Origin of the sequence: Hyphomicrobium methylovorum (assembly GCF_013626205.1) — a bacterium.
In the GTDB taxonomy this organism is placed as follows: Bacteria; Pseudomonadota; Alphaproteobacteria; order Rhizobiales; family Hyphomicrobiaceae; genus Hyphomicrobium_B; species Hyphomicrobium_B methylovorum.
Map to the genome: position 1 here is coordinate 1,500,353 of NZ_QHJE01000001.1, position 21,419 is coordinate 1,521,771.

Here is a 21,419-nt window from a genome sequence, read left to right on the forward strand (position 1 = left end):
TGCATTTTAGCTCCGCCAGCAACCTATTGAATTTCACTGGTTTATCGCGACGCAGCGTATGCAGAGTTTTGCACAGCGTGGCATTTCCTGAGGAAGACTATTTCCCCGGTGTAGGCGGGCGAAGATTTCTGGGCAATCGTCGCGAAGAGGGCGGCGAATTTGGACGCCACTTGAGGACCCGATATGTTTGCTCAAGGAAAGCATCTGAACGATCAGTTTCGCGCGACGGTGAAGCGCGCCAAGGGGCGTCTCAGATCTCAGCATGCGAAGTGGAAGCGTCACAACTCCAAGGCCACGGTCATCGCCGTGACCGGGAGCAGTTGCAAAACCTCATCCGTATCTCTGCTCACTCATATCTTGTCGGCCGATCATCAGGTCCTTTCTCAGTCTTTGGGAAATCAACATCGCGAAGCCGTCGCCGCTCTGAGGCACCTCAAGCCCACGGACAGATTCGCTGTGCTGGAACAAGGAACGACGCGCCCCGGAGATCTCCCCGCCGCCGCGCAGCTCATCAAGCCGGATATCGCCATCGTTACGCTTGTCGCGCTGGAGCACTACACGGCATTTCGCTCTATCGAAGCCGTCGCGAATGAAAAAGCCGCGTTCGTGCAAGGTTTGTCGTCTACCGGCTTGGCAATATTGAATTTCGACGATCCGAACGTTCGTGCGATGGCGCAAAAAACCGACGCACGCATTGTCCAGTTCGGCACTCAAGGCGGCGACTACCGCGCACGCGATCTGTCGCTGTCGAAACAGGGCTATCTCAGCCTCACGCTCAGCGGCACCTCCGGCGACATTTGTTTGAATACGCAGTTCGTTGGTACGCACAATTGGCTTACGGTTACGACTGCTGCAGTCTGCGCATTGGAGCTTGGTATCCCGGCCCAAACGATCATCGATCGCGTGGCATCGTTCGCGCCAGTCTTCGGGCGCATGAGCGTGCATACCATCGCTGGCAACCGGACATTCATCCTCGATACCGCGAAGGCGCCGTTTCACAGCATCGGACTGCCTCTTGAAGCTTTGAAATCAATCGAGAGTTCCAAGAAGCGTTTTATCCTTGGTCAGATCAGCGATTATGCTGGGGCTTCTATACCGAAGTATCGCGAAACATACGCGGCCGCGGCGCAGGTCGCGGATGAGATCTGCTTTGTGGGGCCAAACGCCCATAAGGCGCGCGCACCTGCCGAGGACATTCGCAGCGGGAAGTTTCGGTCGTTTGCGACACCGAAGCAGCTATCCGAATATTTGAAGGCAACGGCGACGGAAGACGAAGTCATCGTCGTCAAATCCTCCAGCAATTTACATCTCGAGCGGTTGATGCTCGACGGCGAGGGCGACGTGGAATGTTGGCCCAGTGAATGCAAAATCAAATGCTCCTGCACCGATTGCGGTCTGTATAGAGAGCCATACTACGAGCATGACGGGCACAAAGACGTATCAAAGCAGATCTGGGGACCGCGGCGGCAAACATCGCCGATCTTCAACGATGCATAACGCACCGCTTCGTATGCGGTCGATCTGCCGATGAGTTTCCATACTGCTCCGAGACTGCAATTTTCCGCCCGGATTTCCGCACGCAGCCCTTCGCAAATCGGCCTTGCTGCACGATCGCAATTTCTAACGGCGAGCGTTGCATTTTAGCAGCCCCCGCAACCACCTGAAACTCATGTGCTTTCGGACTTACGATGCGGGCGGATTTTTCCTGCGAGCATTCGCTGGGGATCGCCTCGTTTCGAGAGTAGGCAACGGAAGCGTTGCGCTGCAATTATCGCAAGTTGGACCCTACGAGGCTCAGGCTTTCTGGTGACGAGACCCACATGCTTGCCCAAGTGACACGCGCACAGAACGGCGTTCGCTCTTCTCTGCGGCGCGCAAGGCAGTTCGTGAAGCTGCAGCAGGCAGAATGGAAGCGCTATGCCACGAAAGCTCCCGTCGTCGTTGTAACTGGAAGCAGTTGCAAGACGTCTTCGGTATTGTTGCTCACTCACATTCTGTCAGCAGACAACCAGGTCCTTTCGCAATCCGTTGGCAATAGGATTCAGCAAGCCGTCAAAGCGCTCCGCAAACTCAAACGGACAGACCAATACGTGGTGTTGGAGCAAGGCACGGCGGCACCGGGGGAGCTGCATGAAGCTGCGCGTGTGATCAAGCCGGATGTTGCTGTCGTCACGCTTGTCGCGCTGGAGCACTATTCGTCATTTCGCTCTATTGAAGCTGTCGCGAATGAAAAAGTCGCGTTCGTGCAAAGCCTGTCTTCTACGGGATTGGCTGTCTTGAATTTTGACGATCCGAACGTTCGTGCGATGGCGCAAAAAACGCGCGCAAGGGTCGTCCTGTTCGGCACTCACGGCGGAGACTATCACGCACGAGACTTATCGTTGTCTCCGGAAGGCTATCTCAGCTTTACCATCAGCAGCGATGCTGGCGACCTCCATTTGAAGACGCAATTCGTCGGTGAGCACAATTGGCTTACGGTTACGACCGCTGCCGTCTGCGCATTAGAGCTTGGTATCCCGGCCCAAACGATCATCGATCGTGTGGCTTCTTTTGCGCCACTCCTGGGACGGATGAGCGTGCATTCGTTTACGAGCGGGCCGACATTCATTCTCGACACGGCGAAGGCGCCGTTCCACAGCATCGGGCTACCTCTCGAAACGCTGAAGTCCATTCCCGGAGTAAAAAAGCGGTTCGTACTTGGCCAGATCAGCGATTTCGGCGGTCCGTCGGTACCGAAGTATCGCTCTACCTATGCCGCCGCCGCGGAGGTCGCTGACGAAATCTGCTTTGTGGGCCCGAACTCCAACAAGTCGCGCGCACCCGCTGAAGATATTCGCAGTGGGAAGTTCCGTCAGTTTTCGTCCGCGAGACAACTGTCCGAGCATCTCAAGAAAACGGCGACAGAGGGCGAAGTCATTCTCGTCAAATCTTCTCGAAACATGCACCTCGAACGCTTGATGCTCGATAGTGAAGGGGCGGTGGAATGCTGGCCCGACGAATGCAATGTGAGGTGCTCCTGTGTTGATTGCGGCCTCTATCAGAAGCCCTATTTTGAGCACAATGGAAAAGGCAAAGGATCAGTGTCTGTTTGGGAACCGAAGCGCCAAATGATCCCGATCAACAACGACGCTTGAAGGGCTCCACCAAAGATGAAACGCTGGAGTTCGAAATGATCGAATTTGTGATTGCAGTCTGTACGGCCCGACGGCCGGAGATGCTGCGCCGATGCCTCAACAGTCTGATCCATCTCGATGCGCCGAAGGACGGCCGCATTCAGATCGTCGTCATCGAGAACGACGCAACGCCTGATTCCCAATTCGTCGTGACTGAAGTCGCAAGCGGAACCGACCTGCCAATTCATTACAAGCTGCAAACGCGACGGGGAATTCCCTACGCGCGCAACGCGGCACTCGACCTCGCAACGTCTCTCAATGCCGATTGGATCGCGTTGATCGATGACGACGAGTATGCGGATCCTGAGTGGCTCGTGAAGCTTTACCAGGGATGCTTGGACTTTGCGGCTGATGTGGCGCACGGGCCAGTCAATCAAATCTGCGAGGGCGTCTCTCCGGATTGGTGGGAGCCCTACAGCCGCCCAGAGCGGAAGACGGGCGAGATCTTGCGGGGCGCGCCGACCAACAACATTCTGATGCGCGCGGAGCTGGTTCGAGATAGCGGCTACGCGATGCGCTTTGATGAGCGACTTCTTTCCGGCTCCGAAGATATCGAATTCTTTCGCCGGGCAATAAACAACGGCGCGCGGATAATTTGGGTGGCCGACGCGTGGCTGCACGAGAGCTTGCCCGCGTCGCGCTTGACGCCCCGGCGTCTTCTGGCGCGCGCGTATATGGTTGCCACGTCGCAGACCCAAGTTTCGCAAATCCAGCGCGGCAAAATTCCCGGCATGCTGGCCGTGATGCCAAAAATTTTGCGCAGGCTCGTGGTCGGCGCGATCTCGGTTCCGGTTAGTCTGCTCGTCTGGATTGTTCACCCGACTGCCGGACGGGCAATGTTTTACAGCGGTGCGTTCCGCATCGTGAAAGCGCTCGGCAGTCTATCAGGCGGCTTTGGCCATAACGGCGCATATTATCGATCGACAGACGGCCGCTAGAAGCCGCGCATGTCAGGCATCCAAGATGTCTTTGATCGCGGAGCGGTAGCGATCCTTCCGACTTCTCAGCCCCTGACGGATTTCATCAAAGGAGATTTCCCGATCCATTAGGCGCTCGTAAGTTTCAATTATGCTCGAAACGCTTGAGAGGATCGAAGCATCTGCTCCCAGCGCGATATGCAGATCCGTCGCGCCGATTTGCTCGGCGAGTGCGTATTTCTTTTGATCGTCTACGGAGGATTGCGTCGGCGAATCCAGTCGGCTGACGGCAAGCACCGGCGTCCCGTGATTCATCGCGTTGACGGTGAGATGGTAGACGTCGCTTACAATAAAGCGGCACTTCGGCACGACCTCTAAAGCGCGCGCGAATATCTTTTCCTGCGACACCCTTCGCGTACCGACGCTCCAGGGAACTTCGACCGCTGTCAGACCCGTTCGCTCGCTGATTTTTTGCACGCCCTCAGCAATATCTGCGACCCCTGATCGAGCGAAACAGTAGCCGAAGCACTCTCTCTCACGCGGATCGACGGACTCCCCAAACTCCAGGAGAAATGCGGTATCAAGCGCCGAGCGAATGTTATCTCGCGGTGCGCCGCCCGCGGCTTCGACAAGTTCTTTTTCAGAACGCGCTTCGCGCGGAAGGATCGAGATCGCGCTGTCTGCAAAAGTCTTCAGCGGCTCGAAAAGATTGTGCTCCGCGGTGGCGCTATGCGTTCCAAGGAAGCAATTTCCAATGGAGGCGATCACCGTGCTGCGGGGTAGCTCCTGCGCAAGCGATAAGTGCAACCGGGTCCAGTTCGAGATCGCATCTTGCTTCGTGCTCGCGTACCCGAATTTCATCTCGCGGTTTGCGAAGTCACGCGTGCCGTAAATGGGGTTATTCTGGAAATCACCCCAGAATAGCAGGTGCGTAAACTGCGCCAGCTTCGCAGAGGTGCGACAAACCCGGAATTTCGACGGCAGACGCCATGGCCGTTTCTGAAAATTGATGAGCGTGTGTTCAATATTCCAGGAGTTGAGAACGCTCGAGGCGGCGAGATCGACGGACAACATGCCCGTGTTTCCAGGATTGAAGGCACATACGATTCCAACTTTCCGCATTGTCAGTCCAGAATTTCATATGCCCAGGAGCCGGCGATGCCCTGTACGCCTAGTTCTATCTTGGGGTCCTGATAGCGGTGATACGCGTCGAGCACCACGAAATGTTGTGAGCTATTCGGCTTAAACGCTAGAGTGCGACACTGCCGTTCCGTATGAAATTTCTGTCGAACATCAGCTTCCACTGGAAGCGCAAATGATCGGATTGGGCAAATAGCGAGCACAGCTTCCATAACCGCCATCCCGCGCCTCTCATGGCCGCGCGCTTCCGTCGAAATTCCGGAACTCGAGCGGACCATATGGTTTGAATGGCGCGGCCCCTCGGACGCTATCGGCCCAGCGCCCGTGAATGCGAATTTCGCACTTTTGGCAGCACTTCCACTTGCGATGGCACGAGGCTGCCCTCTGCATGTGCGCGGTGCGGTCGACTCCCAGCTTCTTGCGGGCGCGGAGCGGTATACCCAGATATGGGCCCAGTGGCGGCCGGACCGCTACAAAGCCGCGAAAGTCTCGGCCGACAAAGAGACGGAGACGGAACCGAGACCCACCTCAAGAACGTGGACGTTTCCATTTTCCGGCGGCGTCGACAGCATGTTCTCCATCTTCGCCAATCGCTCGGGCGACGCTGGGCGCGATACGTGTACTCCTGGAAGCGTCTTCCTAGTACACGGCTTCGACTACGCACTAACAGACACGAAATATTTTCCAACGCTTGAGAGCCGCGTCGCGACGGTAGCGCGCGCTTTAGATCTTCCCTTTCTCGTCTGCACGACCAACTGGAAAGACTTCTGCGTTCAGTATGAGCTGGATACGCAGCTGGGGCTTGCCGCCATTGGCCAATTGCTAAGCGCCAGCCATGAAGGAGTAAACATCGCCGCAGATTTCACGTTTGGCGAAGATCTTGAGATCATGCCCTGGGGCAATAATCAGTACATGACGCACCTGCTCGGTTCGTCACAGTTTCGCGTTGCCGGCGGCGGCGCGAATACGCGGCGCGTCGACAAGATCGCTTACCTCGCGGCTGTGCCGGAAGCGCTGTCCATGCTGAGCATCTGCAGAGCGTCGAAGGGTGCGGGCAACCAAATCAACTGCGAGGTCTGCGAGAAGTGCGTTCGCACCGCTATGGGCCTCTATGCGGCAACGGGCGATGTAAAGCCGACGTTTACGCGGCGCCCGAGTCTTTCCCAGCTCCTGACGGTTGAGAGCCTGTCACAGGTCGAACTGGTGTTCTGGCAAGATATTCTTCGTCAGATACCTCGCGGCGATATCGCGGCGCGGATTGCCGTCAGGCTGCTGCTCATGCGCTCGCGTTTCGGGCTCGGGTTCAACAACATCTTCCAGCCGCTGGAGAAGAAGTATCTTCGGCCGCTGCACGCGCGGTTCCGTGCTTCACGTGCGCGCTGAACGCGTCTCGCGACTGTCTGGAATTGTACTCACCGCGACGCATATCAGGTTGCCGATCCAAGATGTGAGTGCGTGCCACGCGCGCTGGCATACTGATGCTATCGACTGCAATCGGGCTTGACGAGTAATCCACAAATCAGATTGGTTGGGGATTGCCGACAGCAGCATGTGTGCTGAGTGGTTGTTGCTCCCGGATATACGGGATCAGCCTCTACCCCGAGGTCAATATCGGCGGCGACAGAACCGAGCCGTCCCCAAATGGTTCTGTTGGAGCGATAAGCTCAAAAGAGAGCGGCCAATGCGCCGCTCTCTTTGCATTTCTGGCGGTCAATTTCATTCCCACTGTTGTTCAGGCAGCTCCTTCCGTGAGCGCGCGGCGGATTTCGCTTGCCCTGCAGAGGTCGGCGCGTTCTTGACAGTGTCGCATCACGTAACATATAAAGTATCATGAAACGAGATAGTCGCTTGTCGGGCGTTCTGCATGTCCTTCTGCACATGGCGGAACAGAAAGGTCCGGTGACTTCCGACGTTCTGGCCATGGCCATGCAGACAAATCCCGTTGTCGTCCGCCGTGTCATGGCTGGCCTACGCAGCCAAGGCTACGTTCGCTCGGAAAAAGGTCATGGCGGCGGCTGGCAGATCAATTGCGACCTTTCGAAAGTGACCCTGCGCGACGTCTACGAAGCGCTTGGAGAGCCGTCTCTCATCGCTCTTGGAAATAGGAGCGAGGCGCCGGGATGCCTCGTGGAGCAAGCTGTGAATGCTGCTCTCAATCAGGCCTTTCAGGATGCCGAAGCGCTTCTGCTGAACCGATTGGGAGACGTCACGCTCGCGATGCTCAGCGCTGACTTCCATCGGCGGCTCAAAGCGCGCGGCGGTTCGCAAGAGATCGAGACGGTTCACGCCCCGTGACGCGCGCCGCGTCAATCCGAGATTTGTCCCAATAGCAAAAGGCATCCCGCCCATGGATATCGTTGCGGCATTCTCGAACCCGGAAGCGGCTTCGCAATATGCTGACGGGCCGCCGCGGTTTGTGCCGGGCCTTGCTGACCTGCATCGCATGGCGACGCTGCTGCTATCCGAGCGCACACCACGCGACGCGCGCGTCCTCGTTTTGGGGGCTGGAGGCGGATTGGAGTTGCGCGCATTTGCTGAGGCCCGCCCTCATTGGACATTCGACGGCGTCGATCCGGCTCTTGAAATGCTTCAGCAGGCCGAGCGCACGCTTGGCTCCATGGCATCGCGCGCGACGCTGCATCACGGCTACATCGACGATGCGCCGCTTGGGCCGTTCGATGCTGCCGCTTGCCTTCTGACTCTGCATTTTCTGGGATACGCAGAACGGGTCCGCACGGCACGCGAGATCCGGCGGCGCATGAGCCCAGGCGCGCCGCTTGTGGTGGCCCACTCAAGTTTTCCGCAGCGAGATGAAGAACGCGGCGCTTGGCTATCGCGCTATGCCGAGTTTGCAATTGCTTCGGGAACAGACCCGGAAAAGGCAAACAAGGCGCGCTCTATGGTGGCCGCCCATCTTGAAGTGATGACGCCGGAGCAAGACGAGGAGATCCTGCGCGAAGCTGGGTTCTCGAACGTCAGCTTGTTTTACGCAGCATTGACGTGGCGTGGCTGGGTCGCGAATGCGTGACGCTGGATCCCCAGACGCGAACAGCATCTGGGGATCCAGCTTTTTAACTCAGTCCCAGCTCAATGCGCCGCCGTTTTGATATTCAATGACGCGCGTTTCGAAGAAGTTCTTTTCCTTCTTCAAATCCATTGCCTCGGACATCCACGGGAAGGGATTCTCGCGATCCTTGAAGACCGGTGCGAGGCCAAGCTGAGCGCACCGGCGGTTGGCGATGAACTCCATATACTGCTCTGTTAGTGCTGCGTTGAGACCGAGCAAGCCGCTCGGCATCGTATCGCGCCCGTAAGCGGCTTCGAGTTGCGCCGCATCGTGCAGCATACCGCGAACTTCGTCCTGAAATGTCTTCGTCCAGAGATGCGAATTTTCCGCCTTGATCTGGTTGATGACATCGATGCCGAAGTTCAGATGAATGCTCTCATCGCGCAGGATGTATTGGTATTGCTCGGCGATGCCGACCATCTTGTTGCGCCGACCGAGCGATAAGATCTGTGCGAAGCCGGTATAAAACCACATCCCCTCAAACACGACGTAGAAGGCAACGAGATCGCGGAGGAAAGCCTGATCCGTTTCCTTTGTTCCGGTCTGGAACGTCGGATCATCGAGGTGCTTGGTGTAAGCGAGCGCCCAGGCTGCCTTGTCCGTGATCGACGGCACTTCGCGGTACATGTTGAACAGCTCGCCTTCATCGAGGCCAAGGCTTTCAACGATGTACTGGAATGTGTGCGTATGCACGGCCTCCTCGAATGACTGACGCAACAGATACTGGCGGCATTCGGGGTTTGTCAGATGCCGATAGATCGCCAGCACGATGTTGTTGGCGACGAGCGACTCTGAGGCGGCGAAGAAACCGAGATTGCGCTTGACCATGCGACGCTCATCTTCAGTGAGCCCGTCTTTGGATTTCCAAAGCGCGATATCGGCCTGCATCGATACTTCGGTCGGCATCCAATGATTGTTGCAGCCGGCCAGGTATTTCTCCCATGCCCAGCGATATTTCAGCGGCAGAAGCTGATTGACGTCAGCGCGTGCATTGATCATCGCCTTATCGTCAACGCGAACGCGCTCGCCGCTGCGATCGATGTTTCCTAATCCCGTTGCATCGTCCTGCGGAATGATGCGTGCCGGCATACGAGTCGAGGGCAAATTTGCGGCTGGCTCTGACCAGTCGAGCATGTGACGTCTCCGTTTCGAAATTCAGATTTTAAAAGCGAAAGTTATTGGCAGGCTTCGCAGGTTGGATCGTCGATCGAGCAGGCTTTTCCGCTCATCGAATTGTTGTCCGCAGGAGCCGAATAAAGGACGGAACTGGCGACGGCGTTGAGCTTTCCGTCCGTCCGCTTCAGCGTCGATTTCTCGACATGCGTGGCAGATTGCGACCTGAGGTAATACGTGGTCTTCAATCCGCGCTCCCACGCCAAGCGGTAGAGCGCATCGAGCTTCCGTCCGTTCGGCGCCGCGATGTAAAGATTTAGCGATTGGCCTTGGTCGATCCATTTCTGTCGGCGCGCGGCGGCATCGACGAGCCAGTGCGAATCGATCTCGAACGCCGTCGCGTAAAGGGCCTTTAGGTCATCCGGCACGCGGTCGATCGATCCGAGCGAGCCGTCGAAATACTTGAGATCTGCAACCATCACCTCGTCCCACAAGCCGCGCGCCTTAAGATCCCGCACGAGAATGGGATTCACGACGGTGAAATCGCCGGACATATTCGACTTGACGTACAAGTTGCGAAACGCGGGCTCGATCGATTGCGCCACGCCGCAGATGTTCGAGATCGTAGCCGTCGGCGCGATCGCCATCGTGTTGGAATTACGCATACCAATCGTGCGCACGCGTTCACGCAGCGTTGCCCAATCGAGCGTCGACGAGGTGTCGATACGGATATCCGGGCCGCGCGCAGCCTTCAGCAACTCGATCGAGTCGATCGGCAACACGCCCTGGCTCCAGAGCGAACCATCGAACGAGGGATAACGGCCACGTTCGGCGGCGAGATCGACGGACGAGGAAATCGCGTGGAAGCTGATTGCTTCCATGCTGATATCCGCGAAGTCCACTGCCTCGTCGGACCCGTAGGCAATCTGCATCGTTTGGATGGCATCCTGGAAGCCCATCATGCCAAGCCCCACCGGACGGTGACGCAGGTTCGAGCGCCGGGCTTCCGGGATCGTGTAGAAATTGATGTCGATGACGTTGTCGAGCATGCGCATCGCGGTTTTCACCGTGCGGGCAAGCTTCTCGCGGTCGAGTCCATCAGCGGTAACGTGCGCTGCGAGATTGACAGAACCGAGATTGCAGACAGCAACTTCATCATTCGATGTGTTGAGCGTGATCTCAGTGCAGAGGTTCGAAGAATGCACAACGCCGCAATGCTGCTGCGGCGAACGCAGGTTGCATGGGTCTTTGAACGTGATCCACGGATGCCCCGTCTCGAATAGCATCGTCAGCATGCGCCGCCAGAGGTCGACAGCGCGAACGCGCCGGGCGACCTTCATTTCCATGCGCTCGGCTTTTGCTTCGTACGCCTCATAGCGCTCAGCGAATGCCGTGCCATAGAGGTCGTGCAGATCCGGCACTTCGTCCGGCGAGAACAGTGTCCACTGCCCGTCCTCGGCAACGCGCTGCATGAAGAGATCGGGAATCCAGTGCGCCGTGTTCATGTCATGCGTGCGCCGCCGGTCGTCTCCGGTGTTCTTACGCAGATCGAGAAACTCTTCGATATCGATGTGCCACGTTTCGAGATACGCGCAGACTGCGCCTTTGCGCTTGCCGCCCTGGTTGACGGCGATCGCCGTATCGTTTGCAACTTTCAGGAACGGGACGACGCCCTGGCTTTCCCCGTTGGTGCCTTTGATGTGAGCGCCTAGCCCGCGGACGCGCGACCAGTCATTCCCGAGGCCGCCGGAGTACTTCGCAAGGAGCGCGTTGTCCTTGATCGATTTGAAGATACCGTCGAGATCATCTGGCACCGACGTCAGGAAGCAGGACGACAGTTGCGGACGCGGCGTCCCCGCATTGAACAGTGTCGGCGTCGAGCACATGAAGTCGAACGACGAAATCAGATTGTAGAATTCGATTGCCTTGGCTTCGCGGTCGATCTCTCGCAGAGCCAGGCCCATCGCAACGCGCATGAAAAAGGCTTGCGGAAGCTCGAAGCGGATCCCGTTCGTCTGCAGGAAATAACGGTCATAAAGAGTCTGCAAACCGAGGTACTGGAAGATCGCGTCCCGCTCGGGTTTCAGGGCGCTGCTGATGCGCTCCAGATCGAAGCGTGCGAGTTCCGGATCGAGCAAATCCGCGGCGATACCTTTCGCAATGAATGCTTTGAAATATTCAGGATAGCGTTCGCCCATCTCGGATTGGCGTGCTTCGTCCACGCGGCCGGCAATGAACGAGAGAGCTTCGCGGCGCAGCTTGTCCATCAAGAGACGCGCTGTGACGTATGTATAGTTCGGCTCGGTTTCGATCAACGTTCGCGCGGCCAGAACCGGAGCATCGGCCAGTTCGTCGAGCGTAATTCCATCATAGAGATTGCGCTGCGTTTCGGTGAGCACGGCATCTGCAGAGATGTCTTCCAGACCTTCGCAGGACTCTCCGATGAGCTTTTGCAAACGCGCGCCATCAAGCGGCGACAGGCTTCCGTCCTTCGCTTTGACATTGATCGCGGGCACGGCGGGGGTCTGCGCCATGGCCAGCTCGGCCGCGCGCTCCCGCTTGCGATCCTCGCGATACAGAACATAGGCGCGCGCAACTTTGTGATGCTCGCCGCGCATCAAAGCGAGTTCGACCTGGTCCTGAACTTCTTCGATATGGAACGTGCGTTCCTGCGCGCTGCGCCGGGTCAATGCGGCGACGATCTGGCTCGTCAATCCTTCGACTGTCTCGTGGACACGTCGCGATGCAGCCGCGCGTCCGCCTTCGACGGCGAGAAATGCTTTCGTTAGAGCGACAGAAATTTTGCTGGCATCAAATGGTGTCACGCTGCCGTTGCGGCGGATCACTTGAAAGGCAGAACCGGATGCCGCTTTAGAAGGGCTGGTGCCGGAAGAAGAGTCGACGTGTGAGCTTCGTGCTTCAATTGTATAAGACATCGGCAAACCCCTGAAAGATAGGGGGCTTGGGTCGAATGGTACGCGCGCTCATCCTCGCGCACATGCACGGGAATAAACCAATCCACCGGGACACCCCGCCCGCGGACGAAAAAACCGTTGTCAAAGGCAGGTCTCCTGGCTCGCGGGTCATCGCCGCCTGTCTGTCCTTCCCGACGCATAAGCATCAGTGGCACTCTTCGACAGACGACTCGCCGCTCACAGTTGCGGGGGCAGCCCCGGGATTACGCCCCCATAAAGGAGATGCGCACCGGGTTCCCTCTTAGCGCCGAGCGTTGAAACTCAGCGACCCATGACGACGCCTATAAAGGGCTGATTCGGAGTGCACTCCAAGATGTTGTGTGCCAGATCACGATAAACGCAAACCCTTGTGTATCATTCGGGACAACGTGTGGATTTCTCACGCCGCGTGCTGGCAGATGTGCTTGCGGTTTCGGTCATCAAGCGAAACGAACGGCAAGCTCTCCGGCCCGATATAGTTGGCCGTTGGCCGGATAATCTTGTTGTCCTGGCGCTGTTCGATGACGTGGGCACTCCACCCGGCGATTCGTGCCATGGCGAACAGCGGCGTGAACATTGTGGCCGGAACGCCGAGAAGGTCAACCGGATGATTGAACATGTTAACGTCAAAGCAGCAGCGGTTTGTCGAGAATTATCTCCTCGATTTGAACGCAACTCGGGCGGCAATTCGTGCGGGCTATTCGAAGAAGACCGCATCGCGCATCGGTCACGAGCTACTTGAAAAAACTCAAGTTCGTAATGCGATCAACGTTGCGATGCTCGCGCGCTCGCAAGAAACGAAGATTGACGCCAATTGGGTGCTCAAGCGTCTCTCGGAAGAAGCCGAGGCGGACATTGCCCACCTGTACGATGATGCCGGCGATCTACTCCCCGTGAAGCGGTGGCCGAAGATCTGGCGGCAAGGATTGATCGTGGGTCTCGATATCGACGTTATCTCGGTCGAGGGCACCGAGATCGGCAAGGTGAAAAAGATCCGCGTGTCAGATCGCGTCAAGCGCGTTGAGTTGATCGGAAAGCATATCGGTGTGAAGGCGTTCGATGAAACCTTGAACGTCAAGGGTCTCGACGGTCTTGCGGATCGTCTGTCACGAGCAATGAAACGCGATGGCTAGTATTTGCAGACCTTTGCGTTCGGTCGCACAATCCCAAAAGCGGCCGTAAGCAACCGCAGCATCCCCTACCGACCTATAGCCGCTTTGCCGAGAGGCTGTGTGAGAACGAAGAAGCAGCCAGCTTTCTGGTAAGAAGTCCGGCCCAGTCGCCGGCCTCAGATCGCTTCCAGAAGCTGCGGCACCCCGAGGATCGCCATCACCCGCTTCAGATTGTAGGCCAGAACGTGCAATGCCATCTCGGTGGCAACGTGCTTCAGCGTTTTCATCTTGAAGTGTGTAGCACCCATCCACGCCTTGATCGTCCCGAACGGGTGCTCGACGGTCTGGCACCGTAGCGACATCTTGTTGGGATCATCGTCGAGCCGCTGTTGGACCCGCTCGAGGATGCCTTCGTGCCCCCAGCGACGGACGCGGCGTTCCTTGCTGGTAGTGCAGCGGCCTTTAATGGCGCAGCTTCCGCAGGCATCCGTCCAGTACGAGTGCAGCGTCTTTCCGGCCTCGACGCTCGTGAAGCGGTACGTCAGTCGCTCGCCGGCCGGGCAGACGTAGGCATCATCGCCGGCGATGTAGATGAAGTCGGCGCGGTCGAAGCGGCCATGGGCTGCCGCATTGGAGGTGTGCGGCTTGGGCAAGGTAACCGGGATACCAGCCTCTTCGCACGCGACGATCTCCTCGCCCTTGTAATAGCCCTTGTCGGCAAGTGCCTCGATGTCGGGGCGGGATATCTCTTCACGCGCTGCGCGCGCCATCATCGCCAGGGCGTCGCGATCGTAGCCGAGGTTCGTCACCTCATGCGCGACGATCAGATGATGGTTCGTCTCGACGGCAGTTTGAACATTGTAGCCAACGACGCGGGGCTTCCGGCTCGTCGTTGCCATGGCGCGAGCATCGGGATCTGTCAGCGAGACCTGCGTTTCCCCACTAATGTCCATTCGCTGCTCGATCGCCTTCAAGGCGTTGACCTCTCGTCGGCAGGAGGCGAGCTTCTTGATTGCACGCGCCAACCGCGCCTCGGGCACTCCCATGCCGGTCTTGCTCACCACCTCGTCGGCACGGTCGAGTTCAACGAGATATCTTTCGATGAGCGCGTCTATCTCGCCAAGACGCCGCTTGAGCTTCTCGCGCGTGAAGCTCCTGGTTTTCGCATTGACGGCTTTAAATTTGCTGCCGTCGATCGCGACGATGGCAAACCTTGCGGATGGCCGGACCGTTGTCCCTCCGGAAGTCGGCGATGGTCTTGAAATCCGGCGCCAGACGGCCCGTAAGCCAAATCAGCTCAAGATTCCTATGGCACTCGCGTTCGAGGCCGCGCGACGATTGCACTTGGTTGAGATAGCCATAGATGTAGATCTTCAAGATCGTCGCGGGATGGTAGCTCGGACGACCCGTCTCTTCAGGAACAACACCGTCGAAGCCGAGCGCAGCGAGATCGAGCGCATCGACGAAGGCGTCGACCACGCGAACCGGGTTGTCCTCGCCGACATATACGCTCCAACTCGAGGTTTCTGCGGCGATCCAAAAGCGCCGAGATGAGATCAAGGCTCTCTCTGCACTCGAAGAAAGGGTGGCCGAGCTGGAGGCCCTGAGACTTCCGGCGGCCATGGGATTGATCGCGGAAGCACGGGATGCCTTGCAGCGCGAAGATGCCTCGACGGCGGCGTCAGTTTCGAAACGTGTGGTTGACGTCACTGACGCCGAGCGGAAGGGAAGAGCATTGGCAGCGAAGCGCCGCGCCATTTTAAAGACGCTCGCAGACCTCGGCTACGAAGCACGCGAGGGCATGGAAACAGCTTGGGTCAAAGATGGCCGGCTGGTGATGCGCCGTGCTGCTAACCCTGAGATGGGTGTCGAAGTGAGAGGGGCCGAACAGCTACAGTTCCGGCCCATGCGGTTTGGCTCTGAGGCAAACGCCAACGATCACTCAAAAGATCGGGATATCGAGACGGTATGGTGCTCTGACTTCGACAAGCTTCATAAGCATGTTCTCAAAGAGCAGGGCGAGTTGAAGATCGAGCGGTCAATGCCGGTGGGAGCTATGCCAGTTCTGTTTGAATTCGAAAATGTCGGGAGTGACCAGGGCCGAACGACCGCAGCCCCACTGAAGGCGAAAGAGCGCTGACAGGAAATTTTGCGACCAATAGCTTTCGAGTGTCAGCATGTCCGACGAAGAACAGCTCCAGCGACTGCTTGTCTTCGCATCTAGTGAAGACCGCATTTGTCCGCAGCCCGGCAAGTGGGACGCCATTTGGCGATTGCTGGGACAGCCGCGCGGTGATTTAGAGCCCCCGTTGATATTATCGGGGTGGGCATTTTCGACGGATCGTGAGAAGCGAGAGCGTTTTTCAGAGCATCTGCGATTTGCGCGCAGCAAGGGGAGGCTTTACGAGGTCGATCGCTTTGTTCGGTCGCTGAAGGAGGACGACTGGCACACGTGTGATGCCGCTCATCTTGATAGGAGTTACGGCGACGCCATTCGCCAGGATCAGGAACGTCGATCGCGAGCAGTAAATCGTGTGCGAGATATAATCGCAAGTGTTGCAGACATTGAGAACAACGGTTCGGCGTTTGCACGGGAGAATCTCGCGGAATTGATCTTCCTTTTTTATCTCATGCTAGATCCGGACGACCTGCTCAGAAGATTGGAACAAACGCTTTCCGACAACGCTCGTATAGCATCGGCGGTAGAAGACGCAGAATGGTCGCTACTCGATGGAGTAGCGCCCGGGGTGTCGGATGAACTTAGGAAGATCATCAACGCTAGGAAAGCGGAAGCCGTCTTCCTTGAGATATTGGCCGCTATTCATGAATCGAGGTTGCCGCTTGATAGGGATGTGGTTGAGGAAATCGTCTCCGAAGCCTTCTATGCTCGTGACTCCTAGCGCGTTGCCGTAGACGGTCGCGCGCAGTCCGCTTGGCTTCACTCAACAGACGTCACCAGCAAGGCGCTGCCTGAGCAGTCCGCTCACATGGTGAATGTCTGCAAATGGGACCTTGCGGCTATGTCGCTTGTGGCTATGCAGAGAGGTTGTGTGAAAACGCGGGCAGTTTATCGGGTTGAGCCTCGACGCATGGTATAATCCTCGCGCTGCTTGCGGGGCTCCCATGACGCGCTTCATTGAAAGCTTGGACCGAACGCAAACGTCACTTTTGCCTGCGTACGTTGACGATTACGTTAGCGAGGAAAGCCCAGTTCGGGCCATCGATACTTTCATCGACATGCTTGATCTCGCGGCCCTCGGCTTCGATGTCGAATCGAATGCGACGGGACGGCCAGCCTATCATCCGGCGACGATGCTAAAGCTGTATCATACGGCTACCTCAACCAAGTGCAGTCGTGGCGTCTCTTCGAGCGAGAGTGCGGCCGCAATCTGGAACTGATCTGGCTGACGCGCAGTCTCAAGAAAGAAGCCGAAACGCTCCGCGCCGTCGAAAAACGCATGAACACGACCGGCGAACCGCAAGTCTCGCTGACCCATCCGGATGCCCGTTCGATGGCGACGACGAGCAAGCAGCCGCGCATCGTCGGCTATCCTAACGGCGTACCCCGAGCGTGACGAGGTACTCGCGGGGCACGCAAATGCCGAGATCGTTGCGGAAGTCCTCATGAAACGCGATGAAATCGCGCTTCAATTCCGCGCGCTTCGCATTATCGAGGCTTGCGGCGAGCGCCCGTGTTGGACCGTAAGACGTAGAGAATGTCGTCCAGGCCGCTTCCCCACTAGGCTCACGGTAGAATGAAGTGCCATTTTCAAATTTAAGATCGAACATGCCACCGAGAAGTTCCTGCACTCGCTCCATCTTGCCCCATTCAAATGGAGAGGGCGGGGGCGACGAAGGCGGGGGCGCCATATACGGCTTCATCACCATAAACATCTTAAACAGGTTGCTGTCGGGAAGCCATGTCGTGAGCGCGACGCGCCCACCCTTGCGACAAACGCGGCCGAGTTCGCCTGCCGCCGTCTCTGGTCGGCTAGAAAACATGATGCCACAAGTCGAAATCACAGCATCGAATTGACCGTCGGCATAGGGCAAGCCTTCGGCATCGCCCCGATCGTATTGGATCGTGAGATGTTCGCGCCGCGCCCGTTCCTCCGCCGCCGCGAGCAGTTCATCGCTGATGTCCACACCCGTCACGTTCGCGCCTAGCCGGGCCACTGCGCGAGATGTCCAGCCGGTGCCCGTAGCGAGGTCGAGGATTTGCTCACGAGGCTGCGGGTCGAGTCTGAGAACGCAGTGGGCAATGGAATCGGCAATGCCGCGACTGATATTATCGTACTCGCTGCCGCCTGAATTCCACACCGTCGCTACGCGCTGGTTATGGGGTTGAATAGTGGATTGCATTAGTGTCCTCCGGATTTTTTCATTTTAAGAGCGAATTGATATCGCTGGCTCGCGGTCCGAGACCTCCACCGGGAGCCCAGCTGCTTTCCATTCGGGATAGCCATCTTCCAACCTACGGACGAGGTACCCACGCGTCCGAAGTTCGGCAACGGCTTCGAAGGAGAAAATGCAATAAGGTCCGCGACAGTAGGCAATGATCTCGCGTCTCCGTGGCAGCTCCTTGAGGCGGCGTTCAAGCTCGTCGATGGGGATATTGAGTGCGCCGGCGACGTGGCCTTGCGCAAACTCATCCTCCGGACGCACATCTAGAACAGTCACGAGGCCTGCCTGAAGGCGTGTCAGAAGCTCCGTGCGCGCGACTGGTTCCAGCGCATCGCGCGCGTGGAAGAAATCCGTCATCACGCGCCCGACTTCCGCGATGTTGCGTTCTCCGACACGGCCAAGCGCGTGCATGAGACTCACAACTTCGACATCTCCCGCCAAACTATAAAGAACGCGCTTTCCGTTCCGGCGGGTTTCAACAAGGCGCGCACGGCGCAGGATCTGCAGGTGACGCGACGTGTTTGCGAAGTTCAGCTTCGCGCGAGCCGAAAGATCTTCGACGCTGCGCTCGCCTTGTCCGAGATGCTCCAAAAGCTCAAGCCGATGGTGGTGACCAAGGGCCTGCGCGACTTCGGCGAGGCTCGCAAAGATTGCCTGTTTGGGGCTGCAGCTTGACAATGGATATTTTCCTAGGCACATTCCGCATAATAATTGAATGTTAAACATTACATGTTGTGAGCGCGGAATTCAAGGCCATGGACCTCTTTCGAATTCTGCATCGGGGAGACAGTCGGAATTTTTATATTTTTGGCGTCAGAGAGCGCCCCGCCGGAGCTGACGTGGGTCGCGTCGGCAGGCCCTACCTGCTCGCGGTGGAAGAAGCGGTGATGCGCATCCATCCGCTCATCGATACCCAGCTCCGTGCTCACCATCGATCGACCGCCTGCATGCTCGGTAAGACCACGGACGAGGCACCGCGCGTCGATGACGAAACTGCTTTCGTCCACTTCATCCTCGCCAAGATTCCACCTGCTCCGCAAGATTCTCGCGCGTTACAAACCGCCAATTCCGGTTGGCCGGCGGTAACGGCCTGAGATGGACGGGGGAACGACAGCCTCACACGCATCGGTCAAGCTAGGGCTGCGCGAAAACTGGCGTCAGTTTGCCTTGCTCGTACTGGTGAATGCATTCGTCGGCGGCATGGTCGGGCTGGAGCGCACTGTGGTGCCGCTGATCGGCTCCGAGGAGTTCAAGATCGCATCGACCGCCGTTGTCGCTTCCTTCATCGTGAGCTTCGGTATCTCGAAAGCGTTCACGAACTTGCTTTCCGGTCAAATGGCCGACCGGTGGGGCCGCAAACGCGTTCTGGTTTTGGGATGGCTTATTGCTTTGCCTGTTCCCTTCCTCATCATCTGGGCGCCGAGCTGGAACTGGATCATTGTCGCCAATGCCCTGTTGGGCGTCAGTCAGGGTCTCGCCTGGTCCATGGCCGTCATCATGAAGATCGATCTTGTAGGTCCCAAGTCGCGCGGATTAGCGGTTGGGCTCAACGAATGCGCCGGCTATCTGATGGTTGGCCTGACCGCATTTCTTACCGGTTGGATTGCTGCCGAGGCAGGCGCGTTGCGGCCGGACCCCTTTTATCTGGGTATTGGCTATGGGGTGATCGGGCTAGGCCTCTCAATGCTTCTCGTCCGCGACACGAACGAGCATGTGCGGCTAGAGGCAAGTCTTCACGCAAGGATCGATCCGATCAGCTTCAAGGAGGTGTTTTTGCGCACCTCTTTCACGAACCGAACTCTGTTCGCTGCCTCCCAGGCCGGGCTCGTCAACAACCTCAACGACGGAATGAGTTGGGCAATTTTTCCCATCTTTTTCGCTGCGCGCGGGCTGGGTATCGAGCCGATCGGACTCTTAAAAGCAGTTTATCCGGCGGTGTGGGGTGTCACGCAGACAATCACGGGCCCGCTCAGCGACCGCATCGGCCGCAAGGGCCTGATCGTAGCAGGCATGTGGTTGCAGGCTGCAGCGCTGTTTATGGTGGCAGGACGGGATGGGTTCGTATGGTGGCTGGTCGCTAGCATCCTGCTCGGGCTCGGCACGGCCATGGTCTATCCGACGCTGCTGGCCACGGTCTCGGATGTGGCGCATCCCACCTGGCGAGCGCGTTCGCTCAGCATCTATCGCTTCTGGCGGGACATGGGCTACGCGGTGGGCGCGCTGATCGCAGGCTTTATCGGTGACGCGTTCGGACTGTCGTGGGCCATCGTCAGCGTTGGTCTGCTGACATTTGCCTCAGGCGTCATCGTGGCTTTCGCCATGCAGGAGACGAAGCAGGCTGGGCTTAATCAGCCAAAAAACATGTTTTCAAACCCGGAGGAAAAACATCTATGACGCGATCGATATTTGTAGGCCTCGCCAGCATTTTCATGACTTTCCCGATCTCCGCAACGGCCCTCGAACTGCCGTCGCCTCTGGTGACCACGCAGTGGCTAGCCGAGAACCAGGACAGTGTGCGGGTCATCGATGTGCGCAATGATCCCGATAGCTTCAAAGAAGGCGGGCATATCATTGGAGCCATTCGCGTAGATTTCAAAACGCTGCGCGCCACCGCGACGGAAGCAGGAATAGCTATAGAAGACATTGGTGTGCCCGCCGACGCCTTCCAGAAGGTGATGCGAGATGCCGGTGTTTCCGTCGATCAGCCAATCGTTCTCACGCATCGCAGCAGATCCCCCGACGACGTTGGATATGCCGCCTATCTTTACTGGCAGCTCAAATTACATGGCCATAACAACGTTGCGATCCTTGATGGCGGCACCAGCAAATGGATATCAGAAAGCCGAGAGGTTTGGGGCGAGGATGAAATCGTAGAAGCTGGCAATTTTGTTGCCCATCCCGCGCGCTCTGAATTCATCGCCGATACGGCCGCCGTCGAAAAAATCGTGCAAAATGGCCGTACTGACCTTCTCGACGCACGGCTTTTTGAATTCTATGTGGGCTTGGAAAAGCGGCCCGCTGTTTCGAGGGCAGGACATATCCCCGGGGCAAAGTCCTTTCCGTTCCAGGCGAACTTGAATTCGGATGGGACTTTTCGTGAGAAGGACAAGCTTGCGGCAGCCATGCGGGCTATCGGCTTAAACCCCGATCGACCGGTTGCCCCATACTGCAACACGGGACATGTCGCGGCGATAGACTGGTTCGTTCTGCATGAGCTGTTGGGCTATCAGAATGTGTCGCTCTACGATGGCTCCATGCTTGCGTGGACGAAGCATGGCCACACTGCCCAATCGGACATTCGATAATAGGGTGATGAACGCGCGCGACTTGGTTCCAGTCTCAGAAAACTGTCAGCGCATTGTCCTGCTGGCCAAGACAGAATCGGTTCCATCTCAGCCGACGATATTCCCCCCTTGTGTCGAGTGGAATTGATCGGACGAGGTTCTGGCGCATTTGCCGAGTCTCTGACGCAATCCGCCTGAGACCGGACACGGTCGGCGGCGCTTCTGCGTCGCCGATCAAGCGTCATGCGACGGCCG

17 protein-coding genes, 3 pseudogenes and 1 riboswitch are annotated in these 21,419 nt (G+C 57.6%); of the genes and pseudogenes, 13 read left to right on the forward strand and 7 right to left on the reverse strand.

The genetic code is table 11. The features are described 5' to 3' along the window. The first annotated feature begins 183 nt into the window (after positions 1–183). The 3 genes from DLM45_RS07325 (at position 184) to DLM45_RS07335 (ending at position 4,111) form a co-directional block, all read left to right on the forward strand. Positions 184–1,497 (forward strand): Mur ligase family protein, encoded by a 1,314-nt coding sequence (locus DLM45_RS07325; protein WP_181336511.1) that lies wholly within the window; start codon positions 184–186, stop codon positions 1,495–1,497. Positions 1,498–1,820: 323 nt separating this feature from the next. After that, entirely contained in the window at positions 1,821–3,134 is a 1,314-nt protein-coding gene (locus DLM45_RS07330) for a Mur ligase family protein (RefSeq protein WP_181336512.1), read from the forward strand. Positions 3,135–3,169: 35 nt separating this feature from the next. Beyond that, positions 3,170–4,111: a glycosyltransferase family 2 protein gene (locus tag DLM45_RS07335; protein ID WP_181336513.1), complete on the forward strand. Its 942-nt coding sequence runs from the start codon at positions 3,170–3,172 to the stop codon at positions 4,109–4,111. 12 nt (positions 4,112–4,123) lie between these two features. Here the strand turns inward: DLM45_RS07335 and DLM45_RS07340 are convergent, their stop codons facing one another. Continuing rightward, complete coding sequence (locus DLM45_RS07340; protein ID WP_181336514.1) at positions 4,124–5,212, reverse strand: hypothetical protein; 1,089 nt, start codon at positions 5,210–5,212, stop codon at positions 4,124–4,126. Between the two features lie 363 nt (positions 5,213–5,575). Here DLM45_RS07340 and DLM45_RS07345 point away from each other — a divergent pair, with 363 nt between their 5' ends. From DLM45_RS07345 to DLM45_RS07355, 3 genes are all read left to right on the forward strand, one after another. Then, complete coding sequence (locus DLM45_RS07345) at positions 5,576–6,613, forward strand: hypothetical protein (protein ID WP_210269811.1); 1,038 nt, start codon at positions 5,576–5,578, stop codon at positions 6,611–6,613. A 447-nt stretch (positions 6,614–7,060) separates the two neighbouring features. Continuing rightward, positions 7,061–7,525 carry an Rrf2 family transcriptional regulator gene (locus DLM45_RS07350; protein ID WP_181336516.1) on the forward strand — a complete coding sequence of 155 codons (465 nt, stop codon included), beginning with the start codon at positions 7,061–7,063 and terminating at the stop codon, positions 7,523–7,525. A gap of 52 nt (positions 7,526–7,577) precedes the next feature. Continuing rightward, the gene (locus DLM45_RS07355; RefSeq protein ID WP_181336517.1) at positions 7,578–8,258 is read left to right on the forward strand and encodes a class I SAM-dependent methyltransferase; all 681 of its coding nucleotides are present in this window, start codon (positions 7,578–7,580) and stop codon (positions 8,256–8,258) included. 48 nt (positions 8,259–8,306) lie between these two features. Here the strand turns inward: DLM45_RS07355 and DLM45_RS07360 are convergent, their stop codons facing one another. The 3 genes and pseudogenes from DLM45_RS07360 to DLM45_RS07370 all read right to left on the reverse strand — a co-directional run. After that, a complete protein-coding gene (locus tag DLM45_RS07360) occupies positions 8,307–9,431 on the reverse strand; it encodes a ribonucleotide-diphosphate reductase subunit beta (protein ID WP_181336518.1) in 1,125 nt (374 codons plus the stop codon). 41 nt (positions 9,432–9,472) lie between these two features. Beyond that, positions 9,473–12,346, reverse strand: a complete 2,874-nt coding sequence (locus DLM45_RS07365; protein ID WP_181336519.1) for a ribonucleoside-diphosphate reductase subunit alpha — start codon at positions 12,344–12,346, stop codon at positions 9,473–9,475. A gap of 108 nt (positions 12,347–12,454) precedes the next feature. Next, positions 12,455–12,673, reverse strand: a riboswitch (cobalamin riboswitch). 91 nt (positions 12,674–12,764) lie between these two features. Beyond that, a pseudogene (locus tag DLM45_RS07370) lies at positions 12,765–12,959 on the reverse strand (citrate/2-methylcitrate synthase); the annotation flags it as partial. Between the two features lie 22 nt (positions 12,960–12,981). Between DLM45_RS07370 and DLM45_RS07375 the strand changes: the two are divergent. After that, positions 12,982–13,497 (forward strand): terminase small subunit, encoded by a 516-nt coding sequence (locus DLM45_RS07375; protein WP_210269812.1) that lies wholly within the window; start codon positions 12,982–12,984, stop codon positions 13,495–13,497. 155 nt (positions 13,498–13,652) lie between these two features. Here the strand turns inward: DLM45_RS07375 and DLM45_RS07380 are convergent. Next, a pseudogene (locus tag DLM45_RS07380) lies at positions 13,653–15,036 on the reverse strand (IS1182 family transposase). Between DLM45_RS07380 and DLM45_RS07385 the strand changes: the two are divergent. From DLM45_RS07385 to DLM45_RS16720, 3 genes and pseudogenes are all read left to right on the forward strand, one after another. Then, a complete protein-coding gene (locus tag DLM45_RS07385; protein WP_181338389.1) occupies positions 14,966–15,616 on the forward strand; it encodes a hypothetical protein in 651 nt (216 codons plus the stop codon). The pseudogene DLM45_RS07380 and the gene DLM45_RS07385 overlap by 71 nt on opposite strands. A gap of 37 nt (positions 15,617–15,653) precedes the next feature. After that, a complete protein-coding gene (locus DLM45_RS07390) occupies positions 15,654–16,376 on the forward strand; it encodes a hypothetical protein (protein ID WP_181336522.1) in 723 nt (240 codons plus the stop codon). 223 nt (positions 16,377–16,599) lie between these two features. Beyond that, positions 16,600–16,916 (forward strand): annotated as a pseudogene (locus tag DLM45_RS16720) (transposase); the annotation flags it as partial. A 112-nt stretch (positions 16,917–17,028) separates the two neighbouring features. On the opposite strand, the gene DLM45_RS07400 reads toward DLM45_RS16720, so the two are convergent. Beyond that, positions 17,029–17,838 (reverse strand): class I SAM-dependent methyltransferase, encoded by an 810-nt coding sequence (locus DLM45_RS07400; protein WP_181336524.1) that lies wholly within the window; start codon positions 17,836–17,838, stop codon positions 17,029–17,031. 24 nt (positions 17,839–17,862) lie between these two features. Then, complete coding sequence (locus DLM45_RS07405; RefSeq protein ID WP_181336525.1) at positions 17,863–18,558, reverse strand: ArsR/SmtB family transcription factor; 696 nt, start codon at positions 18,556–18,558, stop codon at positions 17,863–17,865. 77 nt (positions 18,559–18,635) lie between these two features. On the opposite strand from DLM45_RS07405, the gene DLM45_RS07410 reads away from it, so the two are divergent. Genes DLM45_RS07410 through DLM45_RS07420 form a run of 3 tightly spaced genes read left to right on the forward strand, consistent with a single transcriptional unit; the run spans position 18,636 to position 21,185 of the window. Continuing rightward, the gene (locus tag DLM45_RS07410; protein WP_181336526.1) at positions 18,636–18,974 is read left to right on the forward strand and encodes a hypothetical protein; all 339 of its coding nucleotides are present in this window, start codon (positions 18,636–18,638) and stop codon (positions 18,972–18,974) included. Between the two features lies 1 nt (position 18,975). Further along, positions 18,976–20,274, forward strand: a complete 1,299-nt coding sequence (locus tag DLM45_RS07415; RefSeq protein WP_181336527.1) for an MFS transporter — start codon at positions 18,976–18,978, stop codon at positions 20,272–20,274. Then, the gene (locus DLM45_RS07420) at positions 20,271–21,185 is read left to right on the forward strand and encodes a sulfurtransferase (protein WP_181336528.1); all 915 of its coding nucleotides are present in this window, start codon (positions 20,271–20,273) and stop codon (positions 21,183–21,185) included. The genes DLM45_RS07415 and DLM45_RS07420 overlap by 4 nt, the downstream gene beginning before the upstream one ends. Positions 21,186–21,419 lie beyond the last annotated feature (234 nt).